7 protein-coding genes (1 of these 7 cut by a window edge) are annotated in these 16,186 nt (G+C 63.9%); all 7 read right to left on the reverse strand.

Translation table 11 applies throughout. The features are described from left to right. The coding region annotated (locus K410_RS41105; protein WP_245269564.1) for a tandem-95 repeat protein crosses the window boundary (this coding region is incomplete at its 3' end): on the reverse strand, positions 1–8,559 show 8,559 of its 28,061 nt. The annotated region extends 19,502 nt beyond the left edge of the window. Positions 8,560–9,940: 1,381 nt separating this feature from the next. Beyond that, positions 9,941–10,453 (reverse strand): hypothetical protein, encoded by a 513-nt coding sequence (locus K410_RS0129975; RefSeq protein ID WP_028138295.1) that lies wholly within the window; start codon positions 10,451–10,453, stop codon positions 9,941–9,943. Between the two features lie 221 nt (positions 10,454–10,674). Continuing rightward, positions 10,675–11,286 carry a toxin-activating lysine-acyltransferase gene (locus K410_RS0129980; protein WP_080672275.1) on the reverse strand — a complete coding sequence of 204 codons (612 nt, stop codon included), beginning with the start codon at positions 11,284–11,286 and terminating at the stop codon, positions 10,675–10,677. Between the two features lie 589 nt (positions 11,287–11,875). Further along, positions 11,876–12,196: a hypothetical protein gene (locus tag K410_RS0129985; RefSeq protein WP_028138297.1), complete on the reverse strand. Its 321-nt coding sequence runs from the start codon at positions 12,194–12,196 to the stop codon at positions 11,876–11,878. A 79-nt stretch (positions 12,197–12,275) separates the two neighbouring features. Further along, positions 12,276–12,449 (reverse strand): hypothetical protein, encoded by a 174-nt coding sequence (locus tag K410_RS40020; protein ID WP_196236081.1) that lies wholly within the window; start codon positions 12,447–12,449, stop codon positions 12,276–12,278. A 5-nt stretch (positions 12,450–12,454) separates the two neighbouring features. Continuing rightward, a complete protein-coding gene (locus tag K410_RS0129995) occupies positions 12,455–13,918 on the reverse strand; it encodes an HlyD family type I secretion periplasmic adaptor subunit (protein WP_028138298.1) in 1,464 nt (487 codons plus the stop codon). After that, the gene (locus tag K410_RS37470) at positions 13,915–16,104 is read right to left on the reverse strand and encodes a type I secretion system permease/ATPase (protein WP_080672276.1); all 2,190 of its coding nucleotides are present in this window, start codon (positions 16,102–16,104) and stop codon (positions 13,915–13,917) included. The genes K410_RS0129995 and K410_RS37470 overlap by 4 nt, the downstream gene beginning before the upstream one ends. Positions 16,105–16,186 lie beyond the last annotated feature (82 nt).

Genomic DNA, 16,186 nt, shown 5'->3' on the forward strand with positions numbered 1-16,186 from the left:
TCTGTTCTGTGCGGCAGCACCGGCGAGCTCGCGCGCAAACAGGCCGGAGCCGATCTGCTCGACGGTGCCGATCGTGTCAGGGTCGACCCCGGTCCCTTGCAAGGTGGTGACCGAGAGGATCTGGACTCGCTGGTCGTTGGTTGCGCCGCCCGTGGCCGCGCCGAAGCCGTACCAAACGTCGGCATCGCCGCCGAAGAGACTGCCGACGACATCGTAAGTCTTGCTTCCGATCGGCGTTCCGTCGACGCTGTAGCTGAAGGTCTTGCTCGCCGCATCCCAGCTGATGACGACATCGTGCCAGGCGGCATCCTCGAGCTGGCTGAAGTCGTGCCGCGGATCGAAATTATCGTCGCCGGTCTGGCCGTTGACGACGAACTGGCTGAAGTCGGTCGCCTGCCCCCAGGTATCGAAGATGATGCCGAACGAGCCGGAGACCAGCGCGCCCATCCCGCCGCCGCCCGACGCCGTCAGCTCGCCCGCACTCTTGTTCTGAACTGCGAAGGACAAGCCGTCGGCGCCACCCTCGTTGGCACCGAAGAGCATCTTGGTGGTCCAGACCACGTTCTGCGAGAGGTCGATGCTGCCCCAGACCGCGCCGGCTCTGCTGCCGGCTTCCGGCGTCAATTGATAGGTGCCGTTGCCGATCTCGGTGGCCGAACCGACCACGGCGAGGCCGGTGACGGGCTGCGAGACGGAATCGTAGCGGGCAAGGCCGATGGTCGAGGATCCCTGCGTTCCTCCCCCGCCGGATCCGGGCCCCGCGCCCGCGAAGACCGGGGCGGCGAACGGATCGGCCGACGGATTGTTCGGATGCAGCACCTGCTCGGCCGCATCCGGCGTCAGCGCGCGCGAGAGCAGCGTCGCCGCGCTCCATTGAGTGCCGTCGTTGAAGCGCACGACGTCGATCGGCGGCGCACTCGCCGTGGCCTGGCCGATGATGGTCAGCCGGTCGTCACTGCCGACGAAGCGCAGCACGATGTCGTTGCCGTCCCTGACGACCACGACGTCGCTCGGCACGATCCCGCTGTTCAGGCGCAGCGTGTCGCTGGAGCCGGTCGCGTTCGCGGCCTCGCGGATCGTGTCGCGGCCATAGCCGCGGCCGAACACGTAGGTGGTGTCGCCGATACCGCCGGCGAGCACATCGTCGCCCGCGCCACCGTCGAGGGTGATGGCGGCATCGAGCTGCGGACCGAAATCGATCGCGTCGGCGCCCGCGCCGGTCGACGCGGCTGCGTGCGAGACGATATCGGCGAGCTGCCAGACCGTGCCGTCGGCGAATTCGAACCGCTCGACCCCATAGTCGGTCGTGCCGGTCCCGGCCCGGAACATGTCCTTGAGCGTCAGACGATCATCGCTGCCGACAAGGCCGACCACGAGGTCGCTCGGTCCGACGGAGAGGAAGCGGATGTCGCTCGGCAGGATCCCGGCCGCGAATTGGACCTTGTCGACCTTGGACGCGTCGGTGATCTCGACATCGGCGATCGTGTCCTGCCCATCGCCGCGCCCGAAATAGTAGGTATCGGCGCCGCTGCCGCCTTCCAGCAGATCGTCGCCCTTGCCCCCGGTGACGACGTCGGCGCCCCTTCCGCCTTCGACATGATCGTTACCGAGGCCGCCAGAGATCACCGAGCCGATGTCGGGATTGGCGAGATCGGCGGGAACGACGATGTGATCGTCGCCTTCGGTCGATCCGATCGAGGCGGCAATGTCGCGGTAGCCGAGGCTGCGGCCGTCGGCGAAGACGATCCTGGCGATGACCGGATCGATGTCGCCGGCGGGATCGACCAGCGTGATGCGGTCGTCGGTGCCGCCGATCGACAGCACGATGTTGCCGTCGGCATCCCGCGTCGCGACGATGTCTTCCAGCGCAATCCCCGCCCCGAAAACGAGCGTTCCCTTGCCGTCGGCCGCGCCGTTGCTCTCGATCCGATCCTGACCGTCGCCGCGTCCGAACCGATAGATGTCATCGCCGCCGCCGCCGATGATGACGTCGTCGCCTGCGCCGCCGCTGAACGTCTCGTTGCGCGCCGAACCGACGATGCGGTCGTCCTGCCAGGTCCCGAAATCGGCCGCCATGTCGCGAAGCTGGTCGAGCGTGAACGTCGTGCCGTCACCGAAACGAACCACGTCGACGCCGTTCCAGCCCCAGACGTAGCGCAGCACGATCTGGTCGGTCGAATCGGCAAAGGACAGTACCAGCTCGTTGCGCGCCGGATCGATCTGCGAGACGCGCAGCTCGTCGGGCCGATAGCCGGTGATGGTGAGCGTGTCGTTGCCGGAGCTGTCGTCGATCACGTCGCGGCCGGCGCCGCGCGTGAAATTGTAGGTGTCGTCGCCTGCCCCGCCGCTCAGGAGATCGTCCCCGGCATCGCCGGCGATGACGTCTGCGCGGCCGCTGCCGATGATAATGTCGCTCCCCGCGCTCGACTGCCCGGCAATCGCCGCCTGCACCAGCGCCGCGCCGTTCCAGGTGACGCCGTTGGCGAATTCGATGTTCGGCACACTGCCGTTGCCGAGCGCACCTCTGACGATCAGCTGGCTTCCCGACGAGAAAGAGACGACGAGGTCCGTCGAGTCGGTCGCCACGAGCCTGACCATCGCGTCGCTCGAGGCGTACGCCTCGAGCACGACCGTGGCGCTGGTCACGCCGGCGGGCATCTCGACGCTGTCGATGCCTTCGGAGGCGCCGATGAGGACCCGCGAATCCTGGGCCAGGATGAGGCGGTCATGGCCGGCGCCCGGACGCAGCGTGCTGGCGGCGGGCAACTCCCTGAGATCGACAAGGTCCTGGCTGGCATTCGACAGGCCGTCGCGGATGATGCCGCGCACGTCCTCGATCGACAGCGTGGTGCCGTCGGCGAAGACGAAGCTCTCGACAGGCCTTGCGCTATAGCCGGACAGGACGGCGAGCCGGTCGGTGCCGTTGCCGATCGAGATCAGCAAATCGCCGCCGATATTGCTGAAATGGACGAGATCGGAGGTTATGCCTTCGCCGAACACGATCTTGTCGATACCGCCGGTATCGGAGACGCTGTCGCTGCCGTCACCGATGCCGAACTTGTAGCTGTCATTGCCGAACCCGCCTTCGAGAGCGTCCTGGCCTGCCCCGCCGGACAGCACATCGTCGCGGTTGTCGAAACCGATCAGATGGTCGTCGGCAGCGGTGCCGGTCAGCATGCGGTCGATGATGGCTTCAATGGACAGAATTCGCCCGTCGGCGAATTCGAACTGCTCGACGCGGCTGGTCGACAGGCCGTTGACGATGGTCAGGACGTCGAGGCCGCTGCCGAGATCGATGAGGAGATCATTGCCATTGCGGGTGGCGACGATGTCCTCGAAGCGAACGGAGGCGCCGAACACCACGCGATCGACGATGCCCGCCGTGTCCGGCCGCTCGATGATGCGGTCGAAGCCATAGCCGGCCGAGAACGCATAGGTATCGGCGCGGTTGCCGCCGTAAAGCGTGTCGTCGCCCTGGCGCCCGTCCAGCACGTTCTCCTGGTCGAGCAGGCCCGTAATGACATTGTCGCCGCGGTTACCGCCGGCGATCTGCAGCAATTGCTCGACGTCCGAGATCTTGATGGTGGAGCCGTCGAAGAAGCGGAACAGCTCGACGCCGTCCTCGGCGTCGCGGAACTGATTGCGGATGCGTAGCGTGTCGGTGCGGCCCGTGATCGAGATCAGGAGGTCGTCACCGTCCTTGGTGAAAACGACGTTGTCGCGAGTGATGCCGCCGCCGAACTGCACGACGTCGTCAACCGGCACGCGGACGCCGCGACGGTCCGACCAGCTCGCGCGCACGCGGCGGTCGACGATGACGTCCTGGCCGTAGCCGGCGTCGAACTTGTAGGTGTCGCCGCCGTCGCCGCCCGTCAGCGTGTCGCTACCGCCGCGCCCGTCGAGCGTTTCGGCGAAATTCGAGCCGGTGATGGTCTCGTCGCCGTCGGTCCCGACGAGATCGATGTCCTCCGGATTGACGTCGAGGAACGACACCGTGCGGTCGGTGAAGACCAGGTTCTCCACCGCATAGGTCTGGCCGTCGTCGCGGACATACTGGTTCTCCAGCACGAAGCGCTGGCCGGTGGCGCGGACCGTGATGATCAGGTCGAGTGCGGTGCGGGAGAAGTCGACGTCGGTCGAGGCGATGCCGGAGAGAATGACCTGATCGTTGCCCGAGCTGTCGAGGATGGTGTCGTTGCCCTCCCCCCGCGCGACGTAATAGACGTCGTTGCCGCCGAAGCCGACGAGACGGTCGTCGCCGGCGCCGCCGTCGATCGAATCGGACAGCTCCTCATAGCCGTAGATCGTGTCGTTGCCGGCGGTCTTGGCGATGTCGATGTAGTGCTGAGCCAGCTTGAACCCGGTCCAGACCGTGCCGTCGCCGAACTGAATGTCCTCGATGACGTTGACGAAGCCAAGGATCGGAACCGTGGCGAGGAAGTCTTGCAGCACGACTTCGTCGGTCGTGCCCTTGATGCGCATGCGCAGCGTATCGCTGGCGCCGTCGCGCAGGAAGTCGAGATCGGTCCAGCGGATCTCGTCGACGAATTGCAGCTTGTCGTGCTGCGGCGGATCGAACAGTCCGGGAATGGAATTGTCGAGCACCACGTCGCGGCCGTAGCCGCGGCCGAAGATATAGGTGTCGTCGCCCTCCTTGCCGGACAGGAAGTCGTTGCCGGCGCCGCCGTCGAGCGTGTTGGCATTGATCATGCCGTAGATCGCGTCGTCGTTCGCGGTCTTGGCGTTCTCCAGCACCTTCTGCACGATTTGCGTGAAATCGACGCTGGAGCCGTCGTCGAAGACGAAACGTTCAATCAGATTCGGCGCGACATAGTCGAGCCCGTCGCTCGAGCCGAGCGCGTCGGAGAACAGGCCGAGGCCGGTCTTGATGCCGGCGAACTGCCCCTTGATGACGAGCGTGTCGCCGGTCGGCTGGCCGTCGTCGTCGAGGAAGACGATCTGCAGATCTGGGCTTTCGCCGTCGCGGATCAGCTTCAGATTTTCGACCTTGATGCCGTTCTTGAAGCTGAGGACGTCGATGCCGGCCTTGACCGGCCCGAACGAGAAATTGCCGAGGTCGTCGATGACGTCCTGTCCGTCGCCGGCCTGGAAGACATAGATGTCCCCGCCGGCGCCGCCGCTCATGTAATCGTTGCCCTTGCCCCCCCAGAGGATGTCGGCCGAACCCGAGCCCATCAGATTGTCGTTGAACTGTCCGGCGGCGCGCTCCCGGTCGAGCACCTCCATCGACATGCGGAAACGGTCCCAGGCCACGCCGTCCGCGAACACGATGGCGCTGACGCCGGAATCGACCCGCTTGCCGTTGCTGAGGAGCTCGTTGTTCTCGCCGAGGAACTGGTCGGTCAGGCGAATGGTGTTGGTGCGGCCACGGATCTGCAGGATCAAATCTTCGCCGTCTCGGATCGCCTTGACGTCGGTCGAGAGCACGTCGGTGAGGCGCAGCTCGTCTCCGTCGCCGAAGTCCTTGTCGTCGATGAGGTCGTCGCCCGAACTGCGCCCGACGAAATAGTAATCGGCGCCTTTGCCGCCGCGCAGGGTCTGGTTGCCCGCGGTCATGTAGAAATAGTCGGTCGCATCGGTGCCGTCGACGATGACGTCGCCGGCCGCGTGGGTGATGATGCGCTCGTCGCTGATGCCGAGCGCGTGCGCGACGCCGCGGATGTCGAGGTCGACGCCGACGGTCTCGAAGGCCGGCAGCATCATCTGCATGATGAAGGCCTGGTTGACCGCGAGCGTGGAGCCGCCGAGATTGCCCTCGCCGGACGGGTGGTAATCAGGATAGACCTGCGCCAGGATGCCGTTCCACTGCGCCAGGTAGTCGAACACGGCATCGTCCGTGTTGCTGGCCGGCGCGCCGGCGAAGATCGCCTCGAACATCGGGGCGAGCTCGCGGTTGGTCGTCGGCTTGTAGCTGTCGGAGGCGAGATCGTAGGTGAGGCCGCGGAAGAAGTCCTTGAGGCCGCCCTGCATCGCGATGCGGACCGCATAACGGCGCGAAGTCGCGATGTACTCGGTCATGACCGGCTGCAGCATGTCGATCATGGTCGCGATGCCGGAGACGTAATGCGCCGGATCGGTCGACAGGTTGGCGCTGCCGCCGGGGCCGACGGCATAGGCGATGTGCCCGGTCGCATTGTCGAGCTGCGCCGTCAGCATCTCGGGGCGGAAATCGATACCGCCGAGCGAGGTCGCGAAATGGAATTGCGCCGGCGTCAGCATCTCGACGCGATAGGTGGAATCGTCGGTCGAGTTCACCTCGTCGAGCGTGTCGAAGTCGACCGCGTAATTGCGCAGGTTGAATTCGCGGGAATCGCCGGTCTTCCATTCCAGCTGCAAGGCGCGGTCGAGATTGCGCGCCCAGACGTAGAAAGTGCCGTCCTGGTCGGTCACTTTGACGGTGTAGTCGACCGCGATGCCGTCGGTGAAGCGAACGCCGATCTTGTCGACCGGGAGGTTGGCATAGGGGTTGAAGCCGAGCTGCTCGGTGCGCCATTCGGTGCCGGTGGGATGGGCGAGCGCGAGGATGGCGTCCTTGCTGGCGTAGCTGGTGGCAGCATCGGAGGCGAGCTTCCAGCTGCCGTCGGCCTGCTTGATGCCGTAGTCGAGGACGACGGCGCGCCCGTTGACGACGCTCATCAGATAGGGCGCGGCATCGCGATCCGTTGGCGCGGCGTCGCGGTCGGACGGCGACCAGGTCTGCTCCAGTCGCCAGCTCGCACCGGAGGCTGCCGCCTGCGCCAGCACGTCCTGCATGGTGGCGCGCGCGATCGGCTGGCCCTGCGCGTCAAGCACCGGCGCGCCGGAGGCGAGCGTCCAGTAGCCGCCCTGGGCATCCTCGACATAGACGCCGCGGTCGAGCAGCACGGCCTTGCCGTTGGCGTCGGTGCCGACCAGCACCGGCGTCAGCTCGCGCGTCTGTTCCAGCGCCTCGCCCCAGGCGCCGAGCACCTCGCCGACCTGCGCCACCAGTGTGCGCAGTTTTGGCGTCGTCATCGCGGCTGCCGTGGCGGTCACGAGCTCGCCGAACGCGATGTCGTTGGCGGCGGCGACCGCCAGGTTGGTCACCCGCCCAAAGCCCTTGACGTCGAGCGTCGAGCCCGACTGCCAGACCGCCCGACCGGCCTCGCCGGCATATCGGGTGTCGGTGTCGTTCGAAGCCAGGATGGCGTCGTACATGCGCCTGACGGCACCGCTCTGGAAGGTGATGTCGCCGACGCCGGTCAGCCGCGCGCCGTCGGGCGTGGTGATGTCGATCGCGGTGGCGCCGAGATCGATGCTGACGATGCCGAGCTGATCGAGCGTCTTCAGCTCGCCCGCATCGGTGATGCCGTCGCCGTCGAGGTCCTGCCAGACCTTCAGCTCGGACCACAGCACGTCCGCGGCCGTGATCTTGCCGTCGCCATTGGAATCGAGCTGCGACAGCTGGGCGAAGCCGGACTGCCCGACGCCGCCGAACATCTCCGAGATGTCGTCGATTCCGCTGTTGCCGTTGACGTCCCGGACCAGGAAGCCGTCGTCGCCCTTCAGCCAGCCGGTGCGTTCGGCGAACAGATCATGGTCGATATCGAAATAGACCGGACTCACGCCGAGATCGGTCGTCTCGATGCCGTCGCCATCGAGATCGATCACCAGCGGATCGGCCCCGTCCGCCCATTTCATGCCCTTGGCAAACCGCGTCGCGGCGGCACTGAGGGTCACGGCCTGATCGATCAGGGTATTGCCGCCATATTGGGCGGCAATGGCAATGCCGTACACGCCGAGCAGCGGCTCGAGCAGCGTCATCAGATCGGCGATCGGATTGGGCGCCTTGAACACCATGCCGAAGGTGCCCTGGCCGGTGAGCTCTGCCTGCTGGAATCCGATGTAGCTGCCGACGAGATCGAAGTTCTCGATCTTCATCCAGCCCTTCAGGATGCCTTGTGCATCCAGCGCCTGCTGCGCCTTGTAGGCGTCGCTCGCGGTGCCGCCGAAAACAGCCGTGAACAACTGGTCGAACTGGTTGGTGACGTACATGTCCAGCCCGCCGCGGGCATTGGGCCGGAACGCATAGGTCATCCACGGCAGCAGATGATCGAAATAGATCGACTTCGCCGGATCGTATTTGCCGCCGTTTGCAGCAGCCGTGGCCAGGAAATTGGTGTAGCCGACGACAGCACCGACGCCGCCGAATGCCGCAAGACCGGCGATGCCGCCTTCGGCATTGCCGCCGGTGAGAGTCAGACCATAGAATTTGAGGACGTCGTGATGCTGCGCATCCTTGACGATGGTGTTGGCCGAGTACCAGATGTTGTCGGAGTTGGCCGCGGTGTCCTCGACCTTGGTCGGTGTCGTCTTGGGAGTGCCGTCCGGATTGAGGATGGGATTACCCTGAGCATCGAGAACGGGCTTTTCGTAAAGTCCGCCGACGGTATCACCCCAGATGATTCCGCCCATCGAGCGGTTGTAGATCCAGTCGCGACCAAGACCGCCTGCAGTGGTTGCCTTTTCACCACCAATGGCGAGTACCCAATCGTTGCCGGTACCGCCATCGAGGATCATGCTCAGATCCTGCGTTGCTACGCCCGCATTGCGATCGAGCGTTGGCGGGGGAGGCATCTCCCCCCGAGCAACAGCCGCATCGTAGGCAGCCCAATCAGCTTGGGCGTGAGCGTACATTTCGGGGTCGAAGATATCTCCCGCTTTGACGGTTTGTGGCTTCCAACCAATTAGGTAGTCATCGCCGGCTCCGCCGAACGTCTTTGTCCATTTCGTTGCGACGAGCATGTCATTGCCGTCTCCACCTTGACCGAGATCGATGGAGAACCCAAAACTGGTCGCAATCTTTGTGAAGAAAGCATCAGGATTATAGATGAACTCGCTTCCTAACGTGGACGCGTTGCCCAGAATATCGTAGTACTCATTCGTAGTTGTCGTGAGACCCCTGATTTCATCATAGACCTTGTTGATGAAATCATCGAACACTGCTGGATATCTCTCGTAGAGATAACCTCCGAGCTTGCTGCCGCCAAGTGACCCGCCAAGGCTGCCGGCCACCGCGCCGATCAGCGGCCCCCAGAAACCGCCCAGACCTTTGAGCAGTGCGATCGCGGCAAAACCACCCAACGCGCCGCCTACCAGGCCGCCAGCATTATCGAACAGGTATTCCGCCCACAGTCGGTTGGCGTTCTTGGTGTCTTCCGCATTGCCCGACGAACGCAAATCCGCAGCGTGCGCAGCTGTCACACCGAAACTCAATATGTTTCCGATAATGCCAGCCTTCTGCAGTATCGTCGCGCCAGCCGCCAGAGCGGTAACAGTAATTCCCTTCTTCAATGCCGGCGAAATTAGCCCGGGCGCCATCTTGGCGTCGGCGTAGAACTTGCGAATCTCGGCTTCCTCAAAGACAACGGATCGCCAGTTTGTCTTAAAACCGTCCTTGACCTTGCCTGGAGATATACCCTGCAAGTTCGCGGGGTCTTTTAAAAGGTTGGAGAGCCGGACCGCCTCCGCTTCCGAGAGGCGCTTGTCGAGAATCGCTTCGGCTATGAAGCCCGTCGCCGATTGAGTTGCCCGATAGTTGGCCCCGCGCAAGCCGATCAGATCACCATCATTTGCGACAATCGTAAAAAAGTTACTCGAATTGCTCGGGCTAGCAAGAAACTTCTTGATTGCAACGTCGCCTAGCTGACCGGGTTTATTGTTTGGATTGTAAAGCGCTAGATCAGCCGCCGTGAGTTGTTGATTTACGACAATTGCGTTGCTTTGATTGGTGCTCCACCATTGAAAGAATGCGTTCTTGATCGCTGCCGGTGTACCGGCCGCCTGCAGCTCATCCAACGTTTGCTGCATGATAACGAATTTCGTTCCGCCGGCGAGAAGCGAGTCCAATCCAGCAATTCTGGCAAGCGTCCCGGCAGCCCCCGTGTCGAGAATAAAATAATCAGCCATCGGACTCGTCCCTTTGATCAGGTCGCAAGTCGTCGACAAAAAATCCCGGAAGAATTTCTTGCCTGATTGCGTCGGCGTCTGAGCAGCGCAGGCTTCCACGTTCTTGATCGTATAGAATTCCGAAGAGGAACCCTGAAGCCGTTGGATTTAAAGGCGACGATGTTCGGCCCTGAACCGATTCTTTCTTGAGCCCGAACCAAGTCAGAAACATCCGAACCAGGTGTGCAAGTTCGTGCGACTCGTTTTCAGGCAATAAATCGGGCGTCGGATAACGGTGAGCCATCTGAGAAATCCTGCCCATCAAATCAGGATTCGCTCTGATCGCTGCGAGGCAATCGACGAGAAAGCTGAGTTTAGGCAACCGCAACTCCGACACGGGCATCATGAGAGCCTCTTGCGTGTCTCCGCCTTTCGCCTTCTGTTCCGTCTCCAGGGCCCATAGCTCCTCGAGCCAATCGAAGTACTGACCGTTTGCGTCCGTCCACGCTTTGTATTTCTCAGTCATTTGGTACGTCCACGCTCATTGCTTTCCGCGCTCGTTCTGCGAGCTTTCAACGGAGAAGCTTTCCCAGATTTGTCGTGGCTGCACACTAAAGCCATCTCACCAGACGCGCTCGCAAAATCAACATCGCGCGCGAACTCCCGCGATCAAACCACAGACCTCGTTTCGCGACCTCAGCGCCAATCTTTCTGGACTGCGTTGATTCGCGTTACGCAGTGCACAAATCATGTTGTCTTCTCTCCCGCCTCCCCCACCGGCCGCACCTTCATCTTCTCCAGCACGGCTGGATCAACCAGCTGGCTCACGATCGGATGAATCCGCACCGGCTTGTCCTTCACCACCTGCTTGAAGTTAGCGAGCACGGCAGTGGCGACTTTTTGCGAGGGGGCGATGACGTCGAGCAGCCAGGTGGTCTCGCCGCTGGTCCACTCCTCGGCCTTGAGGCGGATCGGGAACACGCGGGCCTGGATCTGCTCGCGAATCTTGGCGTCGACCTCGTCGGACACGCTGGCCCAGATCGCGATGCCGGCGGTCTCCTCGACCTTGCCCTCGCCGCCGGCTTTGGCGATGGCGATGCGGTCGCGCGTCATCGGCTCGACGACGAGATGCATCACGTCGGCCAAGGTCTGGTTGCGGTAGCGCGGCAGGTTGAGCATGGCGAGGACGACCTCGCCGACGCCGGCCTGGATCCGCATCTTGAACGCGGCGATCTGCGCCAGCACCTGTGGATCGAGCGCGCGCTCTTTCTCATTCGCGGGCCCGGCCGCGGCGCCACCCTTGATCCCGTTCAATGCCGGCTTGCCGGCGGCTGCCGTCTCGTTCGCGTTTTTTGCCATGGCTCTCGCTCCCCGCATTCACCCCGCGCGACGGGGCTTATCGTGATCCCTGGGGACGTGAGCCTGCTGCGGCGGCCGGCAGCCCATCCGGGCCGCACGCCTGCCGACGAGAAGAAATCCGTCATCTGCGCAATACCCGCCCCGGTTGCACCGATGGCTACCGCGGTAGCGGATGTATAGTTCTGTCGCAGGTGATCGGACGCAGCCCCACTGCCCCTCCTTCGGCGTTCATAGAACGTTAACTCGCATACAACTTCAAGACGAAACCGCGATGCGCCCAAAAAAATGTTTCGCGATGTGTCTCACGTCTGTTGCGATATTTGACGATTGTGGAGAAGGGAACTCGGCGGCTTCGGAAGATTGGTGCGAGCGGTTCGGTGCGGCTAGCGAAGCTCACAGGAAGCGCGCAACAGCCTGCAGACGAAGCTGCGGCGTCACTTTTCGCTCACGCCCATTAGGTGGTGGCTACAAGGCTGCCGGATCGTGACTTGTGTGCGCTGTGACCGTAATTCTCGTTAAATGCATGAACTGCGAGTTTTCCACCTTCAGGGATCGCGCCTCGAAGGAGGCCCCAAGAGCGGATCAACGATCATCCTTGGCACTCCCACTCATTCTTATCGCTGGCATTCGGCGTCCGGACTTCGGTGTAGTAGGTCGATATCCGATAGCTACTGTGACCTTGCGAAACCAAGTCTCGCCAAACCTCGACGAATATCTGCCTATCGAAGTTGGCCTCAACGTTGACCGCTCGGTAGTTCTTCTCCCACAGCGCGGTGGAAAGGCGATCGATTTCAAGAGCGCCAATATCCGGATTTACCTTCTTGATCTTGTCCTCACCGTAGTCGTAGGAGGCGGCAAATGGGACTTCGAGTCCGCCGACAATCAACTTGAAGTGCGTCGAGCGCTCCATCGGAGGCTCGTCTCGGACCCATTGAACGGCGAGGCCACTTTCCACATGAGTCGAACGTCGCAAATCTGATCGTCATGCGTCACCTTCCCAAGCTTCGCACGGGAATCTTGGCGTCGACCTCGTCGGAGACGCTGGCCCAGATCGCGATGCCGGGGGTCTCCTCGACCTTGTCCTTGCCGCCGGCCTTGGCGATGGCGATACGGCCGCGCGTCATCGGCTCGACGACGCGATTCTCGACGCTCCGGGGCGCCAACCCCCTCACCGTTCCCGCCCCGCCTCATCCAGCGACTGCGTGATCGGCGACAGCAGATATTGGATGATCCGCCGCTCGCCGGTCTTGATCTCGGCCTGCACGGAGAGGCCGGGGCCGAGCGTCTGCTGGCGGTCGCGGACGCGGATGCTGGTTTGCAACAGGCGGATGCGCGCGGCGTAGACGAGGCCGGGCTGGACCGGCCGGCCCTTGTCGTCGCGCTGCGGCTGGCCGTTCGATTGCGACAGGTCGATCGCATCGCGGCTGATGCTCTCGACGATGCCCGGCACCAGCCCGTAATCGGTGAAGGGAAAGGCCTCCAGCTTGACCCGGACCGGCTGGCCCTCGCGGACGAAGCCGATGTCCTTGTTGAGGACCTGGGCCTCGACCTCGATCTCGGCTCCATCGGGGACGATGGTCATCAGGGGCTGAGCCGGCTGCACCACCCCACCGATCGTCGCGACCGCGAGCTGCTGCACCGTTCCGGCGACGGGCGCGCGCAAGGCCAGGAATTCGCGCCGCCGCGTGGTCTTGCGCAGATCTTCGGCCGCAAGCTGTGCCTTGTCGCGGGCCTGGACCATCTCGGTCACGGCGGTCTTGCCAAAGGTCTCGCGCAGCTTGCGGATCTCGGCCTCCAGGGCCGTCATCGCAGCACGCGCCCGCGCCGCATTGGCGAGCTGCACGTCGACGTTCTGGACGTGCTCGATGCGCTGCTGCTCGTATTCCAGCAGCCGCAGCCGCGCGAAATTGCCCTGCTCGGTGAGCTGCCGGCGCGCCTCGAGCGACTGCTCGACGAGCGGGAGGGTGAGGCGCAGCTTGTTGATCTCGACCTCGGCGGAGGTCAGCTCGGCCGCGCGCTGCGCAATCTGCTGCTGCAGGCTTGCGACCTGCGCCTCGTATTCGGCGATGCTCGCGCGGACATATTGCTCCTCCACCGCGACCGTCGCTGCCGGCGTGTCGTCCGGCGCGACGAAGCCGGTCGGCCGTCCCTCGAGATAGGCGAGCAGAGCCGCGTTGCGGGCCTGGATGAGCTTTGAAGCCTGCAGGTTCTGGCGCGCCTGCGCCTCATCGGCGGTCGCGAGCGTCGGGTCGAGCTCGACCAGAAGCTGCCCTTCCTCGACATGCTGGCCATTGGCGACATGGATGGCGCGCACCGAGCCGATCTCCATCGGCTGGATGGTCTTGACCTTGCTCGACGGGATGATCTTCCCGCTCGCCACCGCCACGACGTCGACCGTGCCGAGGACCGACCAGACCAAAGCGGCGGTGAAGAAGGCGCAGGTCATCAGCAGCAGCATGCGCAAGCCGGGGCTCGGCGGCTTCTCCATGATCTCGAGGGCGGCCGGCAGGAACTCGTGATCGGAGAGCGGCCGCCGGTTGCGGTTGGCCTCGTTCTGCATGCTCCAGCTCGCCCGCAGCACGGCCCAGTGCCTGGCGAGCGTCGGAAAGCGCTCGGCGACCCATGCCGTCACGTGCTGCGCCCCATCTGCTTGGTGTAGAGCTGGGCATAGCGGCCGCCCGAGCGCAGCAGCGTCTGATGATCGCCGGTTTCGGTGATCTCGCCGGCTTCGACCGTGACGATCCGGTCGCACTGGCGCACGGCGGAAAGGCGGTGCGCGATGATGATGACGGTGCGGCCGCGGGCGATGCCGGCGAGATTGTGCTGGATGATCTCCTCGCTCTCGGCGTCGAGCGCGCTGGTCGCCTCGTCGAGGATCAGGATGCGCGGATTGCCGATCAGCGCCCTTGCGATCGCGATCCGCTGGCGCTGGCCGCCCGAGAGGTTGCCGCCCCGCTCGTCGATCACCGTGTCATAGCCGTGCGAAAGCGCGAGGATGAACTCGTGGGCGCCGGCAAGCTGAGCGGCGGCGATGACGCGCTCCATCGGCATCGTGGTGTCGGCGAGCGCGATGTTCTCGCGCACCGAGCGGTTGAACAGGATGTTCTCCTGCAGCACGACGCCGATCTGCCGGCGCAGCCATGCCGGATCGACCAGCGCGAGATCGACGCCGTCGACCAGCACCCTGCCCTGCTCCGGAACGTAAAGACGCTGCACGAGCTTGGTCAGGGTCGACTTGCCCGAGCCGGAGGGGCCGACGATGCCGATCATCTCGCCCGGCTGGATCGCCAGCGAGATGCCGCGCAGGGCCTCCGGCGCATCGGGACGATAGCGGAAACGAACCCGGTCGAAGTTCACAGCACCCTTGATCGGGGGAAGGCTCGCCCGGTTGGGATTGTGATCGGGCTCGGCCGGCGAGTTCAAGACGTCGCCGAGCCGTTCGACCGAGATGCGCACCTGCTGAAAATCCTGCCAGAGCTGGGAGAGGCGCAGGATCGGCTGGGCGACGCGCCCGGAGAGCATGTTGAAGGCGACGAGCGACCCGACCGAGAGGTCGCCGGCGATGACCGCCTTCGCGCCGAAGAACAGGATCGCAACCGTGGTCAGCTTGGACACCAGCTGGATCAGATGGCTGCCCCAATTCGCGAGCGTCGCCACCTGAAATCCGGTGCTGGTGTAGCCCGCGAACTGCTTCTCCCATTTTGCCCGCATCTGCGGTTCGACCGCCATCGCCTTCAGCGTGCCGATGCCCGTGACGCTTTCGACCAGGAAGGACTGGTTCTCCGCGCCGCGACGGAACTTCTCGTCGAGACGGGCGCGCAGCGGCGGCGTCACGATCACCGAGATCGCGACATAGAGGGGGATCGACAGCGTGACGATCAGGGTCAATAGCGGACTATAGGCGTACATGACGCCGAAGAAGACGATGGTGAAGAACAGATCGATCACCACCGTGACGGCATTCGAGGTGAGGAACTCTCGGATACGGTCGAGCTCGCGCACGCGGGCAACGCTGTCGCCGACACGGCGCGCCTCGAAATACGACAGCGGCAGGTTGAGCAGGTGCCGGAATAGCTGGGCCGAAAGCTCGCTGTCGACCCGATTGGTGGTGTGAGCGAACAGCCAGTTGCGCAGCGCCGACAGACCGGTCTCGAAGATCAGCACCGCCGAGAGCCCCACCGCCAGCACGTCGAGCGTCGTCAGCGACTGGTGGACCAGCACCTTGTCGATGACGAGCTGGAAGAAAATCGGCGAGATCAGCCCCATCAGCTGCAGGAAAAACGATCCAATCAGGACGTCGCGCAACGGCCCGCGGTATTTCACGAGCGCGGGAATGAACCAGCTGACGTCAAAGGGGCGCGCCGCCCCCGCCATCAGCTCGCGGGTCGTCATCAGCAGCAGGCGCCCGGCATATTGCCCGTCGAAATCGTCCACCGACCACACTTCGGGCCGCTCGCCATCGCCGCGCTGGATCAGAAAGCGCGTTCCGTCCGGCCGCTCGTCGACCTTGAGCAGGATGATTGCCTCGCCGTCTTTCAATTCAGCGAGCGCGGGCAGAGGCACCTTGTGAAGTTCGGCCAGCGCGACGGGCTTGACCTTGGCGACGATTTTCAGCCGCTTGGCGATCCGGGCCATATCCTCCAGGCGGTATCCGGCACCGGGAGAGCCGTACTCGTGGGTGATCTGACCGGCATCGGCCGGCACGCCAAGGAACTTCGAGACCAGGACGAATGCGAGGAGTGACGCCGGAAACGAGGAACCATTGCCACCCGTCGCGTCCGCAGCCTCATCACGCGCTTCGACAACAGCAATCGTCATGATCTCGACTTCATACCCGGTCGAATACGCACGTCGCTGCCAAGCGCGAAGACTGGCGACCGCGCTGCGCGGGGCATCATCG

Origin of the sequence: Bradyrhizobium sp. 22, assembly GCF_000482425.1 — a bacterium.
In the GTDB taxonomy this organism is placed as follows: Bacteria; Pseudomonadota; Alphaproteobacteria; order Rhizobiales; family Xanthobacteraceae; genus Bradyrhizobium; species Bradyrhizobium japonicum_B.

Excerpts from the sequence above, each read along its gene's own strand:
- K410_RS0129980 (WP_080672275.1), bottom strand. The coding sequence starts at position 11,286 with ATGGCAAAAAACGCGAACGAGACGGCAGCCGCCGGCAAGCCGGCATTG.
- K410_RS0129985 (WP_028138297.1), bottom strand. The coding sequence starts at position 12,196 with ATGGAGCGCTCGACGCACTTCAAGTTGATTGTCGGCGGACTCGAAGTC.
- K410_RS0129975 (WP_028138295.1), bottom strand. The coding sequence starts at position 10,453 with ATGACTGAGAAATACAAAGCGTGGACGGACGCAAACGGTCAGTACTTC.
- K410_RS37470 (WP_080672276.1), bottom strand. The coding sequence starts at position 16,104 with ATGACGATTGCTGTTGTCGAAGCGCGTGATGAGGCTGCGGACGCGACG.